Below are 14,724 nucleotides of genomic sequence, written 5' to 3'. Positions count from 1 at the left end.
ATCACCTGTTGAAGTAGTTGAGCCAGGTCGCCGCGATGGCGGCGCGGTCGGCCGCGGGGACCTCGTGGATGCCGGGGGCGAGGTCTTCGCGGGTGAGCATCCTGATCGCGGCGAGGATCTCGGCCTGGACCAGGAAGATGAACGGCCCAACGCTGGCGCCGTGGATGAAGTTGACGGCGTTGCCGCCGTTCGCCAGATAGAAGTAGTGGCCGGTGGTCTGGTAGCGGGTGACGTGGTCGCCGACCTGGGTGCGGGTGTAGACGTCGGGGAGTCCGGCGAGGTCGAGTTCGTCCTCGCCGGAGGTGACGGTGGCGATGTAGGTGCCGTTGCGGAGGTGGGCGAAGTCCTCGCTCCGCAGGGAGACCGCTCCGGTCGCGCAGAGGACGAGGCCGGCGCCGGTCAGGGCGGCCTCGCGGTCGCGGGCGACGTTGAAGCCCTGGGAGAGGGCCTGGGTGCGGCGGACGGGGTCGATGTCGAAGACCGTGACCTGGACGCCCTTGGCGTGCAGCAGGCGGGCGATGGAGGAGCCGAGCTTGCCGAAGCCGATCACCAGGGCGGGCCGGCCGTGGAGGATGTCACCGCGTCCGCGCATGACGGCCTCGGTGGAGAACACAACCGACTGGCCGACGAGGAAGTCCTCCGGGTCCTTCAGCGGGGACCGCGCGACCGAGATGACGGGGCAGGGCAGCTTGTCGAGGTCCTCGTAGCGGCGGTGGCCGTTCTCGGTGTCCTCGATCACCCCGGCGAGCCGGCCGGTGAAACGGCTGTGGACCGTCTCGAGGGTGGGGGCGAAGTAGCCGCCGACGTCCAGCAGGCAGGTCGTCTCCCCGGCGGCCCGGGACTCGAGGTAGTCCAGGGCGGCGTCGGGGTCGGTGAACAGCTCGCGGGTGAGCGTGTCGACGACCGTGGTGTGCTCGACCTCGCGCCGGGCGGCGGGGCTGATGGACTTCGGCTTGGGCAACACCGCCTTCAGGTCGGTCATCGCCGCGATCGCGCGGACGAAAGAGGGCCGCTCGGGCAGCAGGTGCGTGATCAGGAAGCCCGCGGCCTTCTCGTCGGGGGCGAAGGTCGTGGCGATCTTGGTGAAGTAGGCGTCCAGCCTGGCGCGCTCGAAGATTTCCATGGCAGTTCCCTCTCCAGAAGGTGAGTCGGGCGGTGCATGGGGGCTGGGTGGTTCAGGTCGTGCGGGAGGTGCGGCAGGCGAAGCCGAACAGCAGCCGGCCGCGGGCGAGGGCGGCGTCGAGGTAGGCGTCGACGCGGGGTGCGTCGGCCCACTGGGCGAGCGGGTCCAAGCCGAGGATCAGGGCGGTCCTGCCGCTGTCGTGGACCAGGCGGGTCCACTGCGGGTGGCTGGGCAGTTTCAGGCCCCAGCGGGCGCCGGGGAATCGCAGCAGGATGTGCGAGCCGACGGTCACCAGGGTTCCGAGGGTCTCGGGGGCCGGGTCCTCGGCCCGGGCGAGACCGCCCAGGGTCTCGGCGAGGTGCCGCATTCGGGCCTCGATCACGTCGGGGGTGTCGTGGCTGGTGCGGCCGAGCCGGTGGGCCAGCAGGAGATGAGCGACCTGCTGTCCGTCCGAGGTGGTGCCGGGCCAGGTCCAGGCGCCCAGCGAGGCCAACAGCCCTGTGTCCGGGCCGGTGGTAGGGGCGGTGCGGGTCAGCACGTCCGGACCTCCTGGCCGACCTGGACGGGAGCGGCCGGCAAGACGGTGGGGAAGTGGGACCAGACGATCTTCCCGCGCGGCTGGCGGGGAGTGACGCCCCAGCGGGCGGCGAAGGCGGCGGCGATCACCAGTCCCCGGCCGGTCTCGGCCGCCGGGTCCGGTTCGGCGGGTTCGGGAAGGGGCCGGTGGGGGTCGCGGCTGTCGTGGACTTCCAGGCGGACGCCGTCGGTCTGGGCCTCCAGGCGGACGAGGAAGCCGTGGTCGCGGTCGCTGCCGTGGGCGAGCGCGTTGGTGGCGAGTTCCGAGACGACCAGGCGGATGTCGCCGGTGTCGTCCAGGCCCCAGTCCCTCAGCGTCCGGGTGGTGAAGTCACGTGCCGCTTTGACCGATTCGGGCCGGTGTTCGAAGAACCTCTGAGTCGCTTCAGGCATGGGGGCCTCACGTGTCGTGGTCCAGAGCGGGGGCGGGGCCGGAACTGCGGCGGCGGCCCCGTTCAGACGGGGTCCCAGCGGGTCCGGGGGCGGCTGGCCGGGGGGTGTGGGGGCCGCGGACCAGCAGCAGCCGGGCGCCGGAGGCGGTGATCCGGGCTTGACGGGGGGTGGCTATCGCCTTCGGCCCCAGGTGCGAGAAGGCGGGCAGGACAACGCCGTAGGTGCCGTGCAGGTCCAGGACGTCCAGCAGACCGGTGAACGCGGCCGACCGCTCGGTGCCCGCCGACCGCTCGGTGAAGACCCCGTGCAGGTCGAGCTCGTGCCGGCGGCAGTACTCGGCCAGAGCGTCGTGCAGAGCGTCCTGACGGGCCCGGGAGACCCGCACCAGCCTCAGGAAGCCATAGACGACCGGGCCGCTGACGCCGCGATGCTCGGTGAGGGGCTCCATCGTTCGCAACCATCCAAGGAAGTCCGGTAACTGGTGTCACCGGTCAGCCTGGCCCGGACCCAACCACCGGGGAATGACCGCCTGTTGCACTTCCGTTGCACTTGCGTCCCCCCGCCCTGGTCCGACGTGCTTCGATGACGGCGGGAAGGGAGCGACGTGTGGCGACCGTGCACCACTGGACCGGACTGGAGGCCAAGGCCCTGCGGAAGGCGCTGCGGCTGAGCGTCCGCGCGTTCGCCGAGCACCTCGGTGTCGGCGTGGGGACCGTCTCCAAGTGGGAGAAGCTCCAGGCGTTAACCGAGCCCCGTCCGGACACCCAGGCGATCCTCGACACGGCCCTGGCCCGCGCGGACGCGGCCACCCATCTGCGGTTCGAGACGTTTCTCTCCGAGGCCGGACGCCCCGGGGCGGAAGCGTCCAGCCGGCGGGTGACACCGGCCGGTCCGCTGGCCTGGGAGTACGAGTCGTGGACCGACGACCTCGACCGGGCCGTGGTCGCCTTGTCCCGGCAGGACTTCACCTTCGCCGAGAGCCTCATCAGCCGGTGGACCAGCCGCTTCACCCCGCTCAGGCTCGATGACCGGGGCCTGTATCTCTTCGCCCGTTCGACCGCCCTCCTCGGCGACCTTCAGCGTGACCAGGGCAGCGTGGTCGGACCGCTGTCCGCCCAGCGTTCGTATGTGACCGCCAAGTCGTTGTTCACCCAGCTCGACATCCCCCGCCGGATCGCCCAGCTCGACCTGTCCCTCGCCGTGGTCGCCGAGATGTCCGGGAAGCTGGACATCGCCGCCCGCCAGTACGAACACCTCGCGGTCGACGACCGGCTCTCCCGCCGCGACCGGGCCAGATCCCGGCTGTGGGTGGGGACCGCGCTGAGCAAGGACGGACAGCACGACTATGCGACCCGCGTGATGCTGTCCGCGACCCGCGACTTCGAGGACCTCGCCGAACCGGAGGACTGGTCGGTCGCCCACCAGAAAATCGCCCTGGCCCACCGCGGCGCCGGCGACCTTTCCTCCGCCCTGCACTTCATCACGGTCGCCCGCGGCACCGCCACCACCGACGCCCCCATGCAGAAGGTCCGCCTGGACACCGCCCACGGACACATCCTGCTGAGCGACCCCGCGACCCGCGATGATGGCCTTCACGTCCTCGACAAGGCCGCGACCATGGCCGCCCGCTTCGGGCTGTCCCACCAGCTGGCCAGCATCGAGAACATCAAGGCCATGAGCACGGGGCCGGACGGCCCCGCCAGCCGGTGACCAGGGAGACAACGAGCGTGGGCGACAACCAGCAGACCATCACCGAGGACCAGTGGCGCCGGACCAAGCTGATCTGGGACTACCACCTCATGGGCCACCAGCTGCGGCCCGCCGACGTGGCGATCGGCCTGGGCAGCCACGACCTCGGCGTCGCCGCGGCCGCCGCCGACCTCTATCACCGCGGCCTGTTCCCGACGCTGGTGTTCACCGGCGGCAACAGCCCCACCACGAAGGCCCGCTTCCCCCGCGGCGAGGCCGTCCACTTCCGCGAGCACGCTCTCGAACTCGGCGTTCCGGACGAGGCGATCCTCGTCGAGCCGAACGCCGCGAACACCGGCCAGAACATCACCCTCACCCGCGACCTGCTGGCCAAGTCCGGCATCGCCCCGGCGACGGTGCTGCTGGTCTCCAAGCCCTATATGGAGAGGCGATCGTTCGCCACCGCCCGCAAGCTGTGGCCCGACGTCGAGATCGTGTGCGCGTCGGAGCCCCTGGAACTGGACGACTACTTCAAGTCCATCGGCGACGAGAAGCTCGTGGTGGACATGCTCATCGGCGATCTCCAGCGGGTGATCGAGTATCCGAAGCAGGGCTTCGCCATCGCCCAGGATGTCCCGGAGGACGTGCATGCCGCATACGAGTCCCTCATCCGCGACGGCTTCACCAGCCGCCTCATCTCCTGACCGGCCCGGCCCGCGCGGGCTGTGTGCCGTGCATCAGCCCAACCTGTTCCCGAGGCTGACCACCCTGGCCAAGCTGTTCGCGGCGGACACCTGGATCGTCCTCGACGACGTCCAGTTCACCCGCCGCGACTACCAGCACCGCACCCGCCTCGCGGCCCTGACGGACCCGGACCGGACCCGGTGGCTGTCCATCCCCACCCACCTGCCCCAGGGCCGCCAGACCATCATCAAGGACGCTCTGATCGCCTATCCCGCCTCGGCCCGACGCCGGACCGAGGCGGTGATCCGGCAGGAATACCGGACCAGCCCCCACTGGCCCGCCCTCCAGACGGCTCTGGAACCGGTCTGGGCCGCGTTCGACACCGGCCGGACCGCCGCCGTCGCCGAGACCTCCACCCGCGTCCTGCTGGACCTCCTCGGCTGGAACGGACACGTCCTGACCGCGAGCGGGCTGCCTGCCCGGCCCGAGCGATCCGAACGGCTCGCCGACCTCACCGCCGCCGCCGGGGCCGGCACATATCTGTGCGGGACCGGCGGGATGACGTATCTCGACCCGGCCCCGTTCACCGCCCGCGGAATCGCCATCGCCCCGTTCCTGCCTCCGGCCAACGGGATCTGGGCCTCCGCCCGCCGCGTCACCGCCCTGTGGGCCCTGGCCCACCTCGGCCCCAGCGGCCTGGCCGCCCGACTCCGGGCCCCTCACCATCAGCCCGGACTCGCTCGAAACCGCAGCCTGACGTGGCTTGCTCACGGAGGAGGGCAGCCGTCCACTTGTGGTGGCTAATCCTCCTGTGGTCGGCGTTCACATCAGGCACACCACCAGGTACACGCGAATGTGCACCGGGTGCCGTACTCCAGGCCGCGATATCGGCTGCCCCGAGTTGGATGCTGGCAGGACCAATCCCACCCCTCAGGGAAGCGGGGTACTGCTTCTGTCCGCAGGAGGGGGTAGTCTGATCGGACCCGGTGGACGCCCCGTAGGGGGGCATGAGTCCACCGCAACTCGTAGGGAGTGTGGGGTAATGCTGAGCCGTATCGCCGCCCAGTTCGCGGCGGAAATCAAGCAGCACGACTGGTCGGACGCCCCGTATCGGGCGGACAAGGCCGGGCACAACCGGGAGATGGACGGGCGCCAGGCGACGTCCACGCAGTTGGACCCGAAGCAGACCGAGATGGTCACCATGAACGCGGCTTGGGTTGTGGCCCAGGTCCTGGCCTACAACGACCCGAACTTCAGCGAGCACGAGTTCTTCGAGGCGTGCGGGCTGAACGCACGGGCCAAGGACGGCCGGCTGAGCAGCGGCGTTACGTACGGGCTGCGGTTCGAGTCCATCGGGAACGGTAAGCGGCGCTTCCAGATCCCCGGCACGTACCAGTTCGACCCGGAGTCGGAGGCTGCCGAAATGGGCTGAGCTATCGGGCCCCACCCAAGCGGGTGGGGCCCGATGGTCCGTTCAGTGGGCTGCGGCATGTGCTCTGGGGCTCCGTCGCGGACCGCAGCCCGTCCCAGCGTCAACTCTGGTACGCAGCCACCCGCACGAAGTGGTGCAGTTGGCTGGTACCCCGGCACCTGTCCCCCACTCTGCTGACTTCGATCAGCGAGCAGGCGGCCGCGGCTGGGTAGGCAGCACTCGGACGATTGAGTCTGGTGCTGTCAGCTGGTGACGAAGCTGTCTGTTTTCCAGGGTCAGTTGGTTGACAACTCTGACGAGGGCTTCCCGGTCGTCACGCAGTTCCGCTAGTTCGGCCTGGTCGGTTGCGCGAAGCTCCTTGAGCTTCACAATCTGCTTGCGCAGGCGAACTTCGACATCCGTCGGCTGACCTCGTTCTTTGACTTTGGCGTAGAACTCGTTCTTCAGGTCCAGATGGCGCTGGGTGAGCGCATTCCGGGGAACTCCGGCTTCTTGGGCTAGGGCGACGATGGTCAGCGCCCCGTTGGAGTTCTGAGGGGTGCCGTTCAAGATGCGGTCCATGGCGGCGTGGATGCGGTCGCGTTCGTCGTGTGCGGGGCTCATGCGACGCCGTCCTGGAGAGTGATTCGGGTGCGGTCGTGGACATCGGCAAGTTCGCGCAAACGGATGGCGTTGCCGCGGAGGCGGTCACTGAGCGGGCCGGGGACGTGAGCCGCTTGCTTCTCGAGGAAGTCCGCGCGGTCAAGGATCTTGGTGATGTGCTGGTCGGTCCGGGCGATGTTTCCGCAGGTGGTGACGCATCGATCGAGGCTGGGTGTGTCCTTGATTCCCCGGTGGCAAAGAGCCTTCTCGCGTTTGTAGACACACATCAGCAGGGTGTTGGGGTTGTCGTAGACGGCCAGCTGCGGGTTGGCGAGGACCTGGCGGGCCTGGCGCAGGTTGATGACGGTGCCGGTGTACTGGGCTGCGGTGGTGGCGGCATTGATCGCTCGCCGGGCGGCAGGTCCCGAGATGCCGATGCCGTTTTCGAGGTCGTCGTGCAGGTCAGCGACGGTGTCGATGGTCGCCCGCGCGGTCTCGACGTCGAGGAGGTCGTGGATCCCGTCACGGCTACGGGAGGCGTATCCGACGGATATGGACGTTCGCAGGTGACCGTACTGAATTGCCAGAGCGACCAGCCCGCCCGGGCGGCGGGCGATGTGCCAGGCGAGGCTGCGGCGGAATCGCGCTGTGCCGATGTGGCCGTGCGGGTCCGGGGGTATGGCTTCCTTGGGCAGCTCGTGAACGGCCGCCTCCTTGTTGGCCCAGGCGACGAAGTCCTCCACTCGGTCTGCCATCGTCGAGACGGTGAGTGCCCCTGTGCCGGAACGGGTGTCATGGGCATCGTGGGCGAAGAGCAGCTCGCCGGCCTGGACCATGCGCTCCAGGACTCGAATCGCGTTCACCACTGGGGCGATGGCTACCCAGGGAACATCGCGGATCACGCCTTCGGATCGGTGGTTGCCGTTCTCGTCCCGTGCGGTTTTATAGACGGCACCTGTGATCAAGTGTCGTCCCGTTTTCCCTTCGCTGTCAGGCTCGGGATCAGGGCAGCATCCGCTGCGAAGACCGAGGACCTCGCCAGGGCGCATGCCTGTCAGATAGGCGATGACGATGAAGCATGCTGTGCCCAGCTGGCGCATCAAAGAGGGGTTTTCGTGATAGTCGAGGGCTTCTCTCCACGGCTTGCCGCTGAGCATGCCGGTGACGGGGATGTTCAGGGGGCAGGGGCCCGGTCGCTGAAGGGCCGCCTGCCGCCAGCCCAGTCGTTGGGAGGTCGAGGTGACCTGGTTGTGTGAGGCCCCGGTGATCGCGGCGATGTAGGTGCGTGCGAGTGCCGGCCCTCCGCGCGCTTCCGTCGCCGGGATGGGGAGCCCATCGGCAAGAAGCGGGTTCATGAAGGCTTTGAGCGAGGCTAGCGAGGCGGGCGTGGAGGTGTTGTTGGCGGCGATAGAGCGGAGTCTGTTCGTTTCGGCCCAGGATGCGAGGATGTCGTCGCTGAAGTCCTCGACCGTGCGGATGGCCCAGATCAGCAGAGGGCCCATGGTCTGCTCGGTGATCGCCTCGGTGGTGTTCTCTCCCGTAGCGGTGGCCGGCGGCAGATAGTCGTCTGCTCCTTCGGTCTCCCAGGGCGGGCAGCCGATTCCGCTGGGCCGGCTGCTGAGCTGGTCAAGGGCCCAGAGTCTTGTCAGGGAAGCCAGCATGTAGTGCACGGTGATGCGAGTTACCCCGCTGTCACGCAGCTTGTAGCCGTACTCGCCCAGCAGGTTCGAGGTGCAGTCGCTGAGCTCGGTGATGCCGCGTTCGGCGAGCCAATCGGTCAGCCGGGCCCAGACTCCGGCGGTCTTACTGGTCGCCTCTGGGCCCTGCTGGGACCGCCAGGACGGGCTGCGTCCACGCAGGAAGACGGACGACAGCTCGGTGTTGATCAGCATCCAGACCAGCAGACGCATTTCCTCACGGAGTACTTCGGGGAACGACGCCATGTGGATGGTGTTCTGGGTGACGCCTGGATTGCCGTTCATGGGGATCAAGGGCCAGGACGGTGACCCGTAGCACGCGATCGGTCCCGAGTAGCCGTCGATGATCCGGTGGGCGGGGATGACGGGTGTGTCCGGTCCGGGGAGGGAGGGAAGCTGAAGGGGTGCAGTGGCCGTCACTGGTCGAGGTCTCCGTTGAGCAGGCAGTCGATGAGTTCGCGGTCGGCCGTGGTGACCTGTGTCAGGGCCTTGTCCCAGTCGGCTCCGAGGAGTCTTTTGAGGTGTTCCAGGCGGGCGTACGCGTCCGCCCAGTCGCTCTGCCACTGACCGGGATCCATGACGGACCGCAGGTTGGCCAGTGCATGGTGAAGATGGGCGAGCCGACTGTGGTGTGCGGGATGAACACGGGCGTTCGGGCAGGCCAGACACATGAGGAACGAGGCCCCGCAGCCACCGTCGGGACTGGGGAAGGGGCTGTTCTCGTAGTCGTGGCAGTCTGCGGTGGCTGTGGGCTGGTCTGCCGGATCGGCCGTCTCGCGCAATTCGGCGCCGAACGTCACCTCACGGGCCTTGGCGACAACCGACTCGGCCGCCGCAGCGATGACCGGGGCCGCGGCCGCCTGGGCCTGGGGGTCGTTCAGGACGTAGGTGCTGTCGTGAGTGTCCTGACTGTTCTGTCCGGGCTCCCGGCGGTGCACCACGTTCACGGTCCGGCGCCCCCGGCGGAACGGCGAGGACGCGAACCCCTCCGCCATCGACCACTGTTTCGCGGTAGCTCCTGTGATCCCGAACCGGAACAGGCCCATGCCATTGCTCTTCTCGGGAGCGCCTTCCTTGTCGGGCCTGGTAGTGCGCCAGACCACGAAGTGATCCGTGCCGGGGCGGAGCTCGTGGAGGGCTGCCCGTGCGAATACGGTGGCTTCCAAAGCCTGGGTGATCAGCCGGCCCGGGGTGTCCGCTCCGTAATCGGTGAGGTTGCGGGTCTCGAAGTAGCGGCCGCCGCCGCGCTTTCGTTTCTCGAGCTCGACCCGGTAGATCCGCTTGCCGTCGGGGCCGGCATCCGGCGTCGCCCGGGGCACCGCGAGACGGCTGATCACCGAGAGATTCCACCCGTGCTCGGCCATCAGCAGCACTCCGAGCGCGACTGCTTCCATGCGGGTGAGGAAGAGTCGTTGCCAAGTGTGCAGTGAACTTTCCCCGCCCAGAACCCTCTTGTAGCGGTGGGTGATTCGCCAGCCCTTGTTCTCGGACATGTAGCCAGGTGCGTCACCGGTGCGGGCGATGCAGTCCAGTGCCTCGCCCAGCAGCCATTCGTCGCTGCCCCGAGGGAAGGCACCCGACTGCCATTCGGCCAGGTGCTGGGCATTCTCCGTGATCCTTAGGTGTGCCGATCGGAATGTTCGTCGCGCCCGGGACGTGATCTCGGCGAACTCTCCGTCCTCGAAGGACGTCTCCGTCACCTTTGGCGGGGAAATCCGCTTGGAGAGAGCTTCGCGTGTCTCGGCCGTCAGTCGAGGATCGCCCAACAACAGGCCTCTCACTACTGTGAGTTCCTTGTAGCCGATCGCCTGTGTGTTCCTGCGGCTGAGTGCCCACTGCTTCCAAACCGCTGCAGTCAAGACATCGAGGTCCGCGACCGGCTCCTCGAGCTCGGAAAGGTACTCGGTGAAACTCTCCAAATGGACCCAGTGGTGTCTGCTGGTGAGGTGAGAGGCCCACCGGCTCGGAACGCAGCGGTCGGCGAACAGCCGGGCCAGTGACCGGCGCATGGCATCGGAGACCGGCAAGGCCCGGAAGTCGTAGACCGCGACATGTCCCCCGCCGTCACGGTGCTCGACGACGAGCCCGTCGCCGACCAGAACCGGTGGCCTGTGCTGGGGAGCTGTCGGCTGCGATGCTTTCCGTCCGCGCCGGCTCATGCCGCCGCCCTTGAAGAGACCTGCATCTTCGCGTCGATGTCCTGGATGCCCTCGGCTTCGCGCGCTAGGCGCGCGAACACATCGTCCATCTCCTGCTCTGCCTGCTGTCCCTGCCCTGCCACCGGGGCGGTGGCCAGCAGGGACCTCAGTTGCAGGTCGGCGACAGGGGCGAGGTACCGCTCTCGGGTGGTCTCGATGTGCTTGTGGCCCAACAGGTCCTGAACCATCCGCCATGGATCTCCGTAGAGAAGGCGGTAATCCCGCCGTTCCTCGGGTGTCAGTCCCATCCGCTGGTCCAGTAGGTGGTGCAAGATCACCAGCATGTAGAGCGCGAAGCTGTGCCGACAGGAGTGTGGTGTCGCGTACGGGGCCTGGCTGCGGTGCGGGTCCAGCCGGCGCTCCGGTTCCGGGTCCAGGACGGCCTGGCACCGCTGATTGGCTGAAGTGAAGACGTTCTCCCACGAGTGCGGCTGAAAGGGCAAGCCCGTTTCGCTCAGCCACAACCACAGCGGCTCGGGGCCGGCCGGCCCCTCGGTGTACCAAGTCATCCGCTCCTCCGCGAGCGCGTCCGTCAGCGCAACGCGGCCTGTGACACCGTCGCGGTCATGCCAGTGCACGATCGGCTTGGGTCCTCGAGTCACCCGCGTGACCAGCCGCATCACCTTCACATCGTCGTAGCGGCCCTTCGCCTGGGCCTTGCGGATTGCCTCGGCCCGCGAGGAGTCGATGTAGCTCTCAATGTCGCCGACCACTCCCGCCTCGACGTAGTAGGTGCGGGCCTTCTTTGATCGCGTGACCGCGGCCGCCAGCCGCCCCGTGTAGTAGCGCCCGCCTTCCAGCTGGAGTGAGGGAACCTCGAACGTCAGCAGCGAGGCTCCTTCGAGTCGCCGTAGTCCGGACGAGGTCAGCAAACGCACAAACGCGACGTTGCGGTCTTCCAGCCGCCCCACCCAGCCCGGGGTGCGGAGCCCATCGGCTCCACGTCCCCGCAGCCCGACATCCACCCAGAGCCGGAACGTACGTGGGGTCAGCCAGTGCACGTTGCTTGCCTTGGCATTCTTGGCCCTGTCGTCCGGGACTTCAACGATCTGCCCGTATCGACTGGCTACTTGGTGCGTTGGAATGGGATTCCGTGGCACGAATGCGTTTCCCGGCTTTGCCGCCCACGTATAGAGGCTCATCAGCGCCGCCATCTCGCGGTTCCACTTGTTCCCTCCGATGCGGACGGGGTTGTCCAGCGACTCCTGGCGCCAGTACTGAAAGTCGTTCACATCGGATTCCATTGCCTGCGTCCATATCTTCCCGCGTTGCCAGAGGAAGTTGAAGAACAGGCAACCATCAGTGGAGTAGTTCCGCTTCGTCTCCGTCGTGTATCCCCTGAAGGGGCTGCTGGCCACGTAAAGACTGAGGAGCTCATCCACTCGATAGTCCGGTGCCAGGAAAATCGGATCTCCGGGGCGAACCCCCACAGACTCCTCACGCTCCGTGAGATCAGCCCACCCTGCCAGCACCGGTCCAGGAGACCCCGCCTTCGCCATCGCCGGCACCCAGAACACACGCCACTTGCCCATCAGGCCACCCTCTCAGATCAGCTGCAACACGCCGATTCAATAGGGAACGCGGCGCACATCGCGAACACCCAGCCCGGCGGCGGCCACCCCGTGACCCACCGGTCCAGCGACACCGGCCGCACCACCACGAGCAGGAGCAGCGCGGCGACGATCACGCCGACCACACCCCGGTACGGCAGCCTGCGCGCCCCGAGGACCACCAGCGCCGTGAGCAGCGCCAGCGCGAGGCCGCCCCACCACCCGCCGGGCCAGTCCAGCTCGGCCCCCGGCAGCGCCGCGCCCGTACGGGCCACCCACGCGATCCACCCGGCCGGCCATCCCGCCACCCACGCCACCGCCTCCGCGGCCGGCATCCATACCGCCGCCAGGGCGAGCGTGGCGAACCCGCACACCGTCGCCGGTGCCACCGCGAGTTCGGAGACGAGGTTCGCCGGGACGGCGACCAGACTCATCCGGGCGGCGAACACCACCACGACCGGCGCGCACACCGCCTGCGCCGCCAGGGCCGCGCCCAGCGCCTCCGCCAACCGGCCGGGCACCCGGCGCCGCCGCAGCGCCTCGCTCCAGCGCGGGGCGATCGTCAGCAGCGCCCCGGTGGCCAGGACCGAGAGCAGGAAGCCGTAACTCCGCGCGAGCCAGGGATCGTAAAGCACGAGGACGAGGACGGCCGCGGCCAGCGCGGGGATGAGCGATCTCCGGCGTCCGGTCCCGATCGCGAGCAGTGCGACGAGCCCGCAGGCCGCGGCGCGCAGCACGCTCGGATCGGGCCGGCAGACGATCACGAACGCGAGCGTCAGCCCTCCCCCGGCCAACGCCGTGACCCGCAGCGACAGTCCGATCCGCGGCGCGAGCCCACCCCGCTCCACCTGGTGAGCCCGCCCGGGCCGCCCGATCAGCAGGAGCAGCACGATCGTGAGGTTGCTGCCGGAAACCGCCAGGAGGTGGGTGAGGTCGGTCGCCTCGAACGCGTCCCGCAGCTCGGGGGCGACCCTGGAGGTGTCCCCGACGACCAGTCCGGGCAACAGGGCCCGCGCGTCCGGATCGAGCCCCTCGGTCGCTTTCCGCAGCCCGGCCCGCAGATCCCCCGCCGTGCGCTGCAGGGCGCTCGGCGGGCCGACGATCCGCGGCGGCCCGGCCCCGTCGACCTTGAGCACCGCCGCGAAGGGCTCGCCTGGGAGCAGCGGCGGTGCGAGCCGGGCGCCGACCCGCAGCCGGGTACTGGGGAGGAGCCGCAGCCATTCCTCCCGCCCCTCCCCCGACGGCACGATCAACAGGACCGGCGCCCGGGTCCGGTGGACCGAGCCGTCCGACCGCTCGACCCGGGTCACCTCGCCGTCCAGGACGACCGAGACCGGCACCATCGCGTTGCCCCGGACCTTGGGCCGGGTGAGCCGTGGATCCGAGGTCACCACCACCTCCAGCCGCGCCCGCGCGTACTCCCGCGCCAGTTCCGGCACGGGGCCCCGCCGGAGGTCCGCCGCGTGCAGCCCCGCCGAGGTGGCCCCGGCCGCCGCGCAGAGCAGGACCCCGGCCCACGCGGTCGCCCGTAACCGCCACCCGGGCGTGGCCCCTGGTGAGGGCGATCCACGACCCGCGCCCGGGCCGCCACGCCGCCGTGCCGGGCCTCGCGTCAGCAGGACCAGGGCTCCCACCAGGCAGACCATGACGCCGACCACCGTCCACCACCCGGTGGTCCCCACGGCCCAGGCCGCCGCCGCCCAGGTCGCCCCCGCGAGGGGAACGAGCCGAAGATCGATCGGCCCCTCCCGCCCCACCACCGGCTCCCGCACGCCGAGCTCCCCGCCGGTCACACCGACTCCAGCCACACCGGCGCCGCCCACGGCGTCACCCGTCACGGCATCGCCCGTCACACCGGCGTCCTCCGCACGGCCGTCGGTCACGCGGCCGCCGGTCACCCCGTCGCGCTTCACGGCCGGACCAGCGGTTCGAGGTCGGCGAACCGCCGCTCACCGATTCCGTCGACGTCCCGCAGCTCCCCCACCGACCGGAAGCCTCCGTGCTCCGTCCGGTGGTCGACGATGTGCTGGGCGAGTACGGGTCCCACACCCGGGAGGCCGTCGAGCTGTTCCGCCGTGGCCGTGTTGAGGCTCAACGGCACCTCCGGTGCGCCTCCCCCGGCGCCGCCGCCCGGACCGGAGCCGCCCGCCGGCGTCCCCGGCAGACCGACCAGGACCTGCTCGCCGTCGAACAGGACACGGGCCTGGTTGACCCCGGTGAGATCCGCGCCGGGCTCCGCCCCGCCCGCCGCCCGCAGAGCGTCCGCCACCCGTGAGCCGGCCGGCAGGGTCAGCACCCCGGGCCTGCGCACCTTGCCGCCGATGTCGACGACGACCCTCGCCCCGGAAGCCCCCGAGACTCCCAAAGCTCCCGAAGCCCCGGCTCCCGGCACCGCCCCCGTTCCCGTTCCCGTTCCCGTTCCCGTTCCCGTTCCCGGCACCGAAGAGCCCGATACCTGCCCCGCCTCGGGCCATCCCGCCTTCCCTTGGCCGGCTTTCGACGCGGGCACGGCCGCCATGGGGGCGGCGGCGCGGACGAGTGCGGGAGCCCGCACCGGCTCCGGCCGCCCGGTCCAGAAGTACGCGCCGGCGAGACCCGCGGCCACGAGCAGGACCACCGCCAGCGCGGCGAGCGCCCTCGGTTCGAGCCCACACCTGGTCTGCACCCACACCGGGGTCCGGTCGCGGAGCACGGCGGCCAGCCGCTCCCGCCCCCCCGGCGGGGAACCACGCTCCGGCGCCTCCGGCACCTCCCGAGCCTCCGGTGCGAGCGCCGGAAGCGGTGCCCACACCGGCACCGA

13 protein-coding genes and 1 pseudogene are annotated in these 14,724 nt (G+C 69.6%); 4 read left to right on the top strand and 10 right to left on the bottom strand.

Annotated elements, in window-relative coordinates; all coding sequences use genetic code 11:
• Position 1: 1 nt before the first annotated feature.
• From ACFYUS_RS11675 to ACFYUS_RS11660, 4 genes are read right to left on the bottom strand one after another with little or no spacing between them, the layout of a single operon-like run.
• Complete coding sequence (locus ACFYUS_RS11675; protein WP_388848801.1) at positions 2-1,123, bottom strand: NAD-binding protein; 1,122 nt, start codon at positions 1,121-1,123, stop codon at positions 2-4.
• A 52-nt stretch (positions 1,124-1,175) separates the two neighbouring features.
• Positions 1,176-1,661, bottom strand: a complete 486-nt coding sequence (locus ACFYUS_RS11670) for a hypothetical protein (protein ID WP_388848798.1) — start codon at positions 1,659-1,661, stop codon at positions 1,176-1,178.
• A complete protein-coding gene (locus ACFYUS_RS11665) occupies positions 1,655-2,092 on the bottom strand; it encodes an ATP-binding protein (protein WP_388848795.1) in 438 nt (145 codons plus the stop codon). The genes ACFYUS_RS11670 and ACFYUS_RS11665 overlap by 7 nt, the downstream gene beginning before the upstream one ends.
• A 7-nt stretch (positions 2,093-2,099) precedes the next feature.
• Positions 2,100-2,540, bottom strand: coding sequence for a hypothetical protein (locus tag ACFYUS_RS11660; protein WP_388848792.1), 441 nt, complete (start codon positions 2,538-2,540; stop codon positions 2,100-2,102).
• A 158-nt stretch (positions 2,541-2,698) separates the two neighbouring features.
• Between ACFYUS_RS11660 and ACFYUS_RS11655 the strand changes: the two genes are divergently transcribed.
• The 4 genes from ACFYUS_RS11655 (at position 2,699) to ACFYUS_RS11640 (ending at position 5,897) form a co-directional block, all read left to right on the top strand.
• On the top strand, positions 2,699-3,802 hold the full coding sequence (locus ACFYUS_RS11655) for a helix-turn-helix domain-containing protein (protein WP_388848789.1): 1,104 nt from the start codon (positions 2,699-2,701) through the stop codon (positions 3,800-3,802).
• Positions 3,803-3,819: 17 nt separating this feature from the next.
• A complete protein-coding gene (locus ACFYUS_RS11650) occupies positions 3,820-4,485 on the top strand; it encodes a YdcF family protein (RefSeq protein ID WP_388848787.1) in 666 nt (221 codons plus the stop codon).
• Positions 4,486-4,504: 19 nt separating this feature from the next.
• Positions 4,505-5,269, top strand: coding sequence for a WbqC family protein (locus tag ACFYUS_RS11645; RefSeq protein ID WP_388849183.1), 765 nt, complete (start codon positions 4,505-4,507; stop codon positions 5,267-5,269).
• Positions 5,270-5,507: 238 nt separating this feature from the next.
• A complete protein-coding gene (locus ACFYUS_RS11640) occupies positions 5,508-5,897 on the top strand; it encodes a hypothetical protein (protein WP_388848784.1) in 390 nt (129 codons plus the stop codon).
• Positions 5,898-6,080: 183 nt separating this feature from the next.
• On the opposite strand, the gene ACFYUS_RS11635 is transcribed toward ACFYUS_RS11640, so the two are convergent.
• The 6 genes and pseudogenes from ACFYUS_RS11635 to ACFYUS_RS11610 form a co-directional block, all read right to left on the bottom strand.
• Entirely contained in the window at positions 6,081-6,500 is a 420-nt protein-coding gene (locus tag ACFYUS_RS11635) for a hypothetical protein (protein ID WP_388848781.1), read from the bottom strand.
• Entirely contained in the window at positions 6,497-8,461 is a 1,965-nt protein-coding gene (locus ACFYUS_RS11630) for an integrase (RefSeq protein ID WP_388848778.1), read from the bottom strand. The genes ACFYUS_RS11635 and ACFYUS_RS11630 overlap by 4 nt, the downstream gene beginning before the upstream one ends.
• 131 nt (positions 8,462-8,592) lie before the next feature.
• Entirely contained in the window at positions 8,593-10,335 is a 1,743-nt protein-coding gene (locus tag ACFYUS_RS11625) for a hypothetical protein (RefSeq protein ID WP_388848775.1), read from the bottom strand.
• The gene (locus ACFYUS_RS11620; RefSeq protein ID WP_388848772.1) at positions 10,332-11,906 is read right to left on the bottom strand and encodes an integrase; all 1,575 of its coding nucleotides are present in this window, start codon (positions 11,904-11,906) and stop codon (positions 10,332-10,334) included. Before ACFYUS_RS11620 ends, ACFYUS_RS11625 begins: the two co-directional genes overlap by 4 nt.
• 53 nt (positions 11,907-11,959) lie before the next feature.
• A pseudogene (locus tag ACFYUS_RS11615) lies at positions 11,960-13,570 on the bottom strand (ComEC/Rec2 family competence protein); the annotation flags it as partial.
• A gap of 263 nt (positions 13,571-13,833) precedes the next feature.
• A complete protein-coding gene (locus ACFYUS_RS11610; protein WP_388848768.1) occupies positions 13,834-14,673 on the bottom strand; it encodes a helix-hairpin-helix domain-containing protein in 840 nt (279 codons plus the stop codon).
• Positions 14,674-14,724: the final 51 nt, after the last annotated feature.

The sequence above is a fragment of the Streptomyces sp. NPDC004284 genome, from assembly GCF_042874035.1.
GTDB lineage: Bacteria > Actinomycetota > Actinomycetes > Streptomycetales > Streptomycetaceae > Streptomyces.
The sequence above is the reverse complement of the archived record's forward strand: the minus strand, read 5'-3'. Positions and strand labels throughout refer to the sequence as shown.

Coding starts and splice junctions, on each gene's coding strand:
- ACFYUS_RS11640 (WP_388848784.1), top strand. CDS start 5,508: ATGCTGAGCCGTATCGCCGCCCAGTTCGCGGCGGAAATCAAGCAGCAC.
- ACFYUS_RS11675 (WP_388848801.1), bottom strand. CDS start 1,123: ATGGAAATCTTCGAGCGCGCCAGGCTGGACGCCTACTTCACCAAGATC.
- ACFYUS_RS11635 (WP_388848781.1), bottom strand. CDS start 6,500: ATGAGCCCCGCACACGACGAACGCGACCGCATCCACGCCGCCATGGAC.
- ACFYUS_RS11660 (WP_388848792.1), bottom strand. CDS start 2,540: ATGGAGCCCCTCACCGAGCATCGCGGCGTCAGCGGCCCGGTCGTCTAT.
- ACFYUS_RS11625 (WP_388848775.1), bottom strand. CDS start 10,335: ATGAGCCGGCGCGGACGGAAAGCATCGCAGCCGACAGCTCCCCAGCAC.
- ACFYUS_RS11630 (WP_388848778.1), bottom strand. CDS start 8,461: ATGAACGGCAATCCAGGCGTCACCCAGAACACCATCCACATGGCGTCG.
- ACFYUS_RS11620 (WP_388848772.1), bottom strand. CDS start 11,906: ATGGGCAAGTGGCGTGTGTTCTGGGTGCCGGCGATGGCGAAGGCGGGG.
- ACFYUS_RS11665 (WP_388848795.1), bottom strand. CDS start 2,092: ATGCCTGAAGCGACTCAGAGGTTCTTCGAACACCGGCCCGAATCGGTC.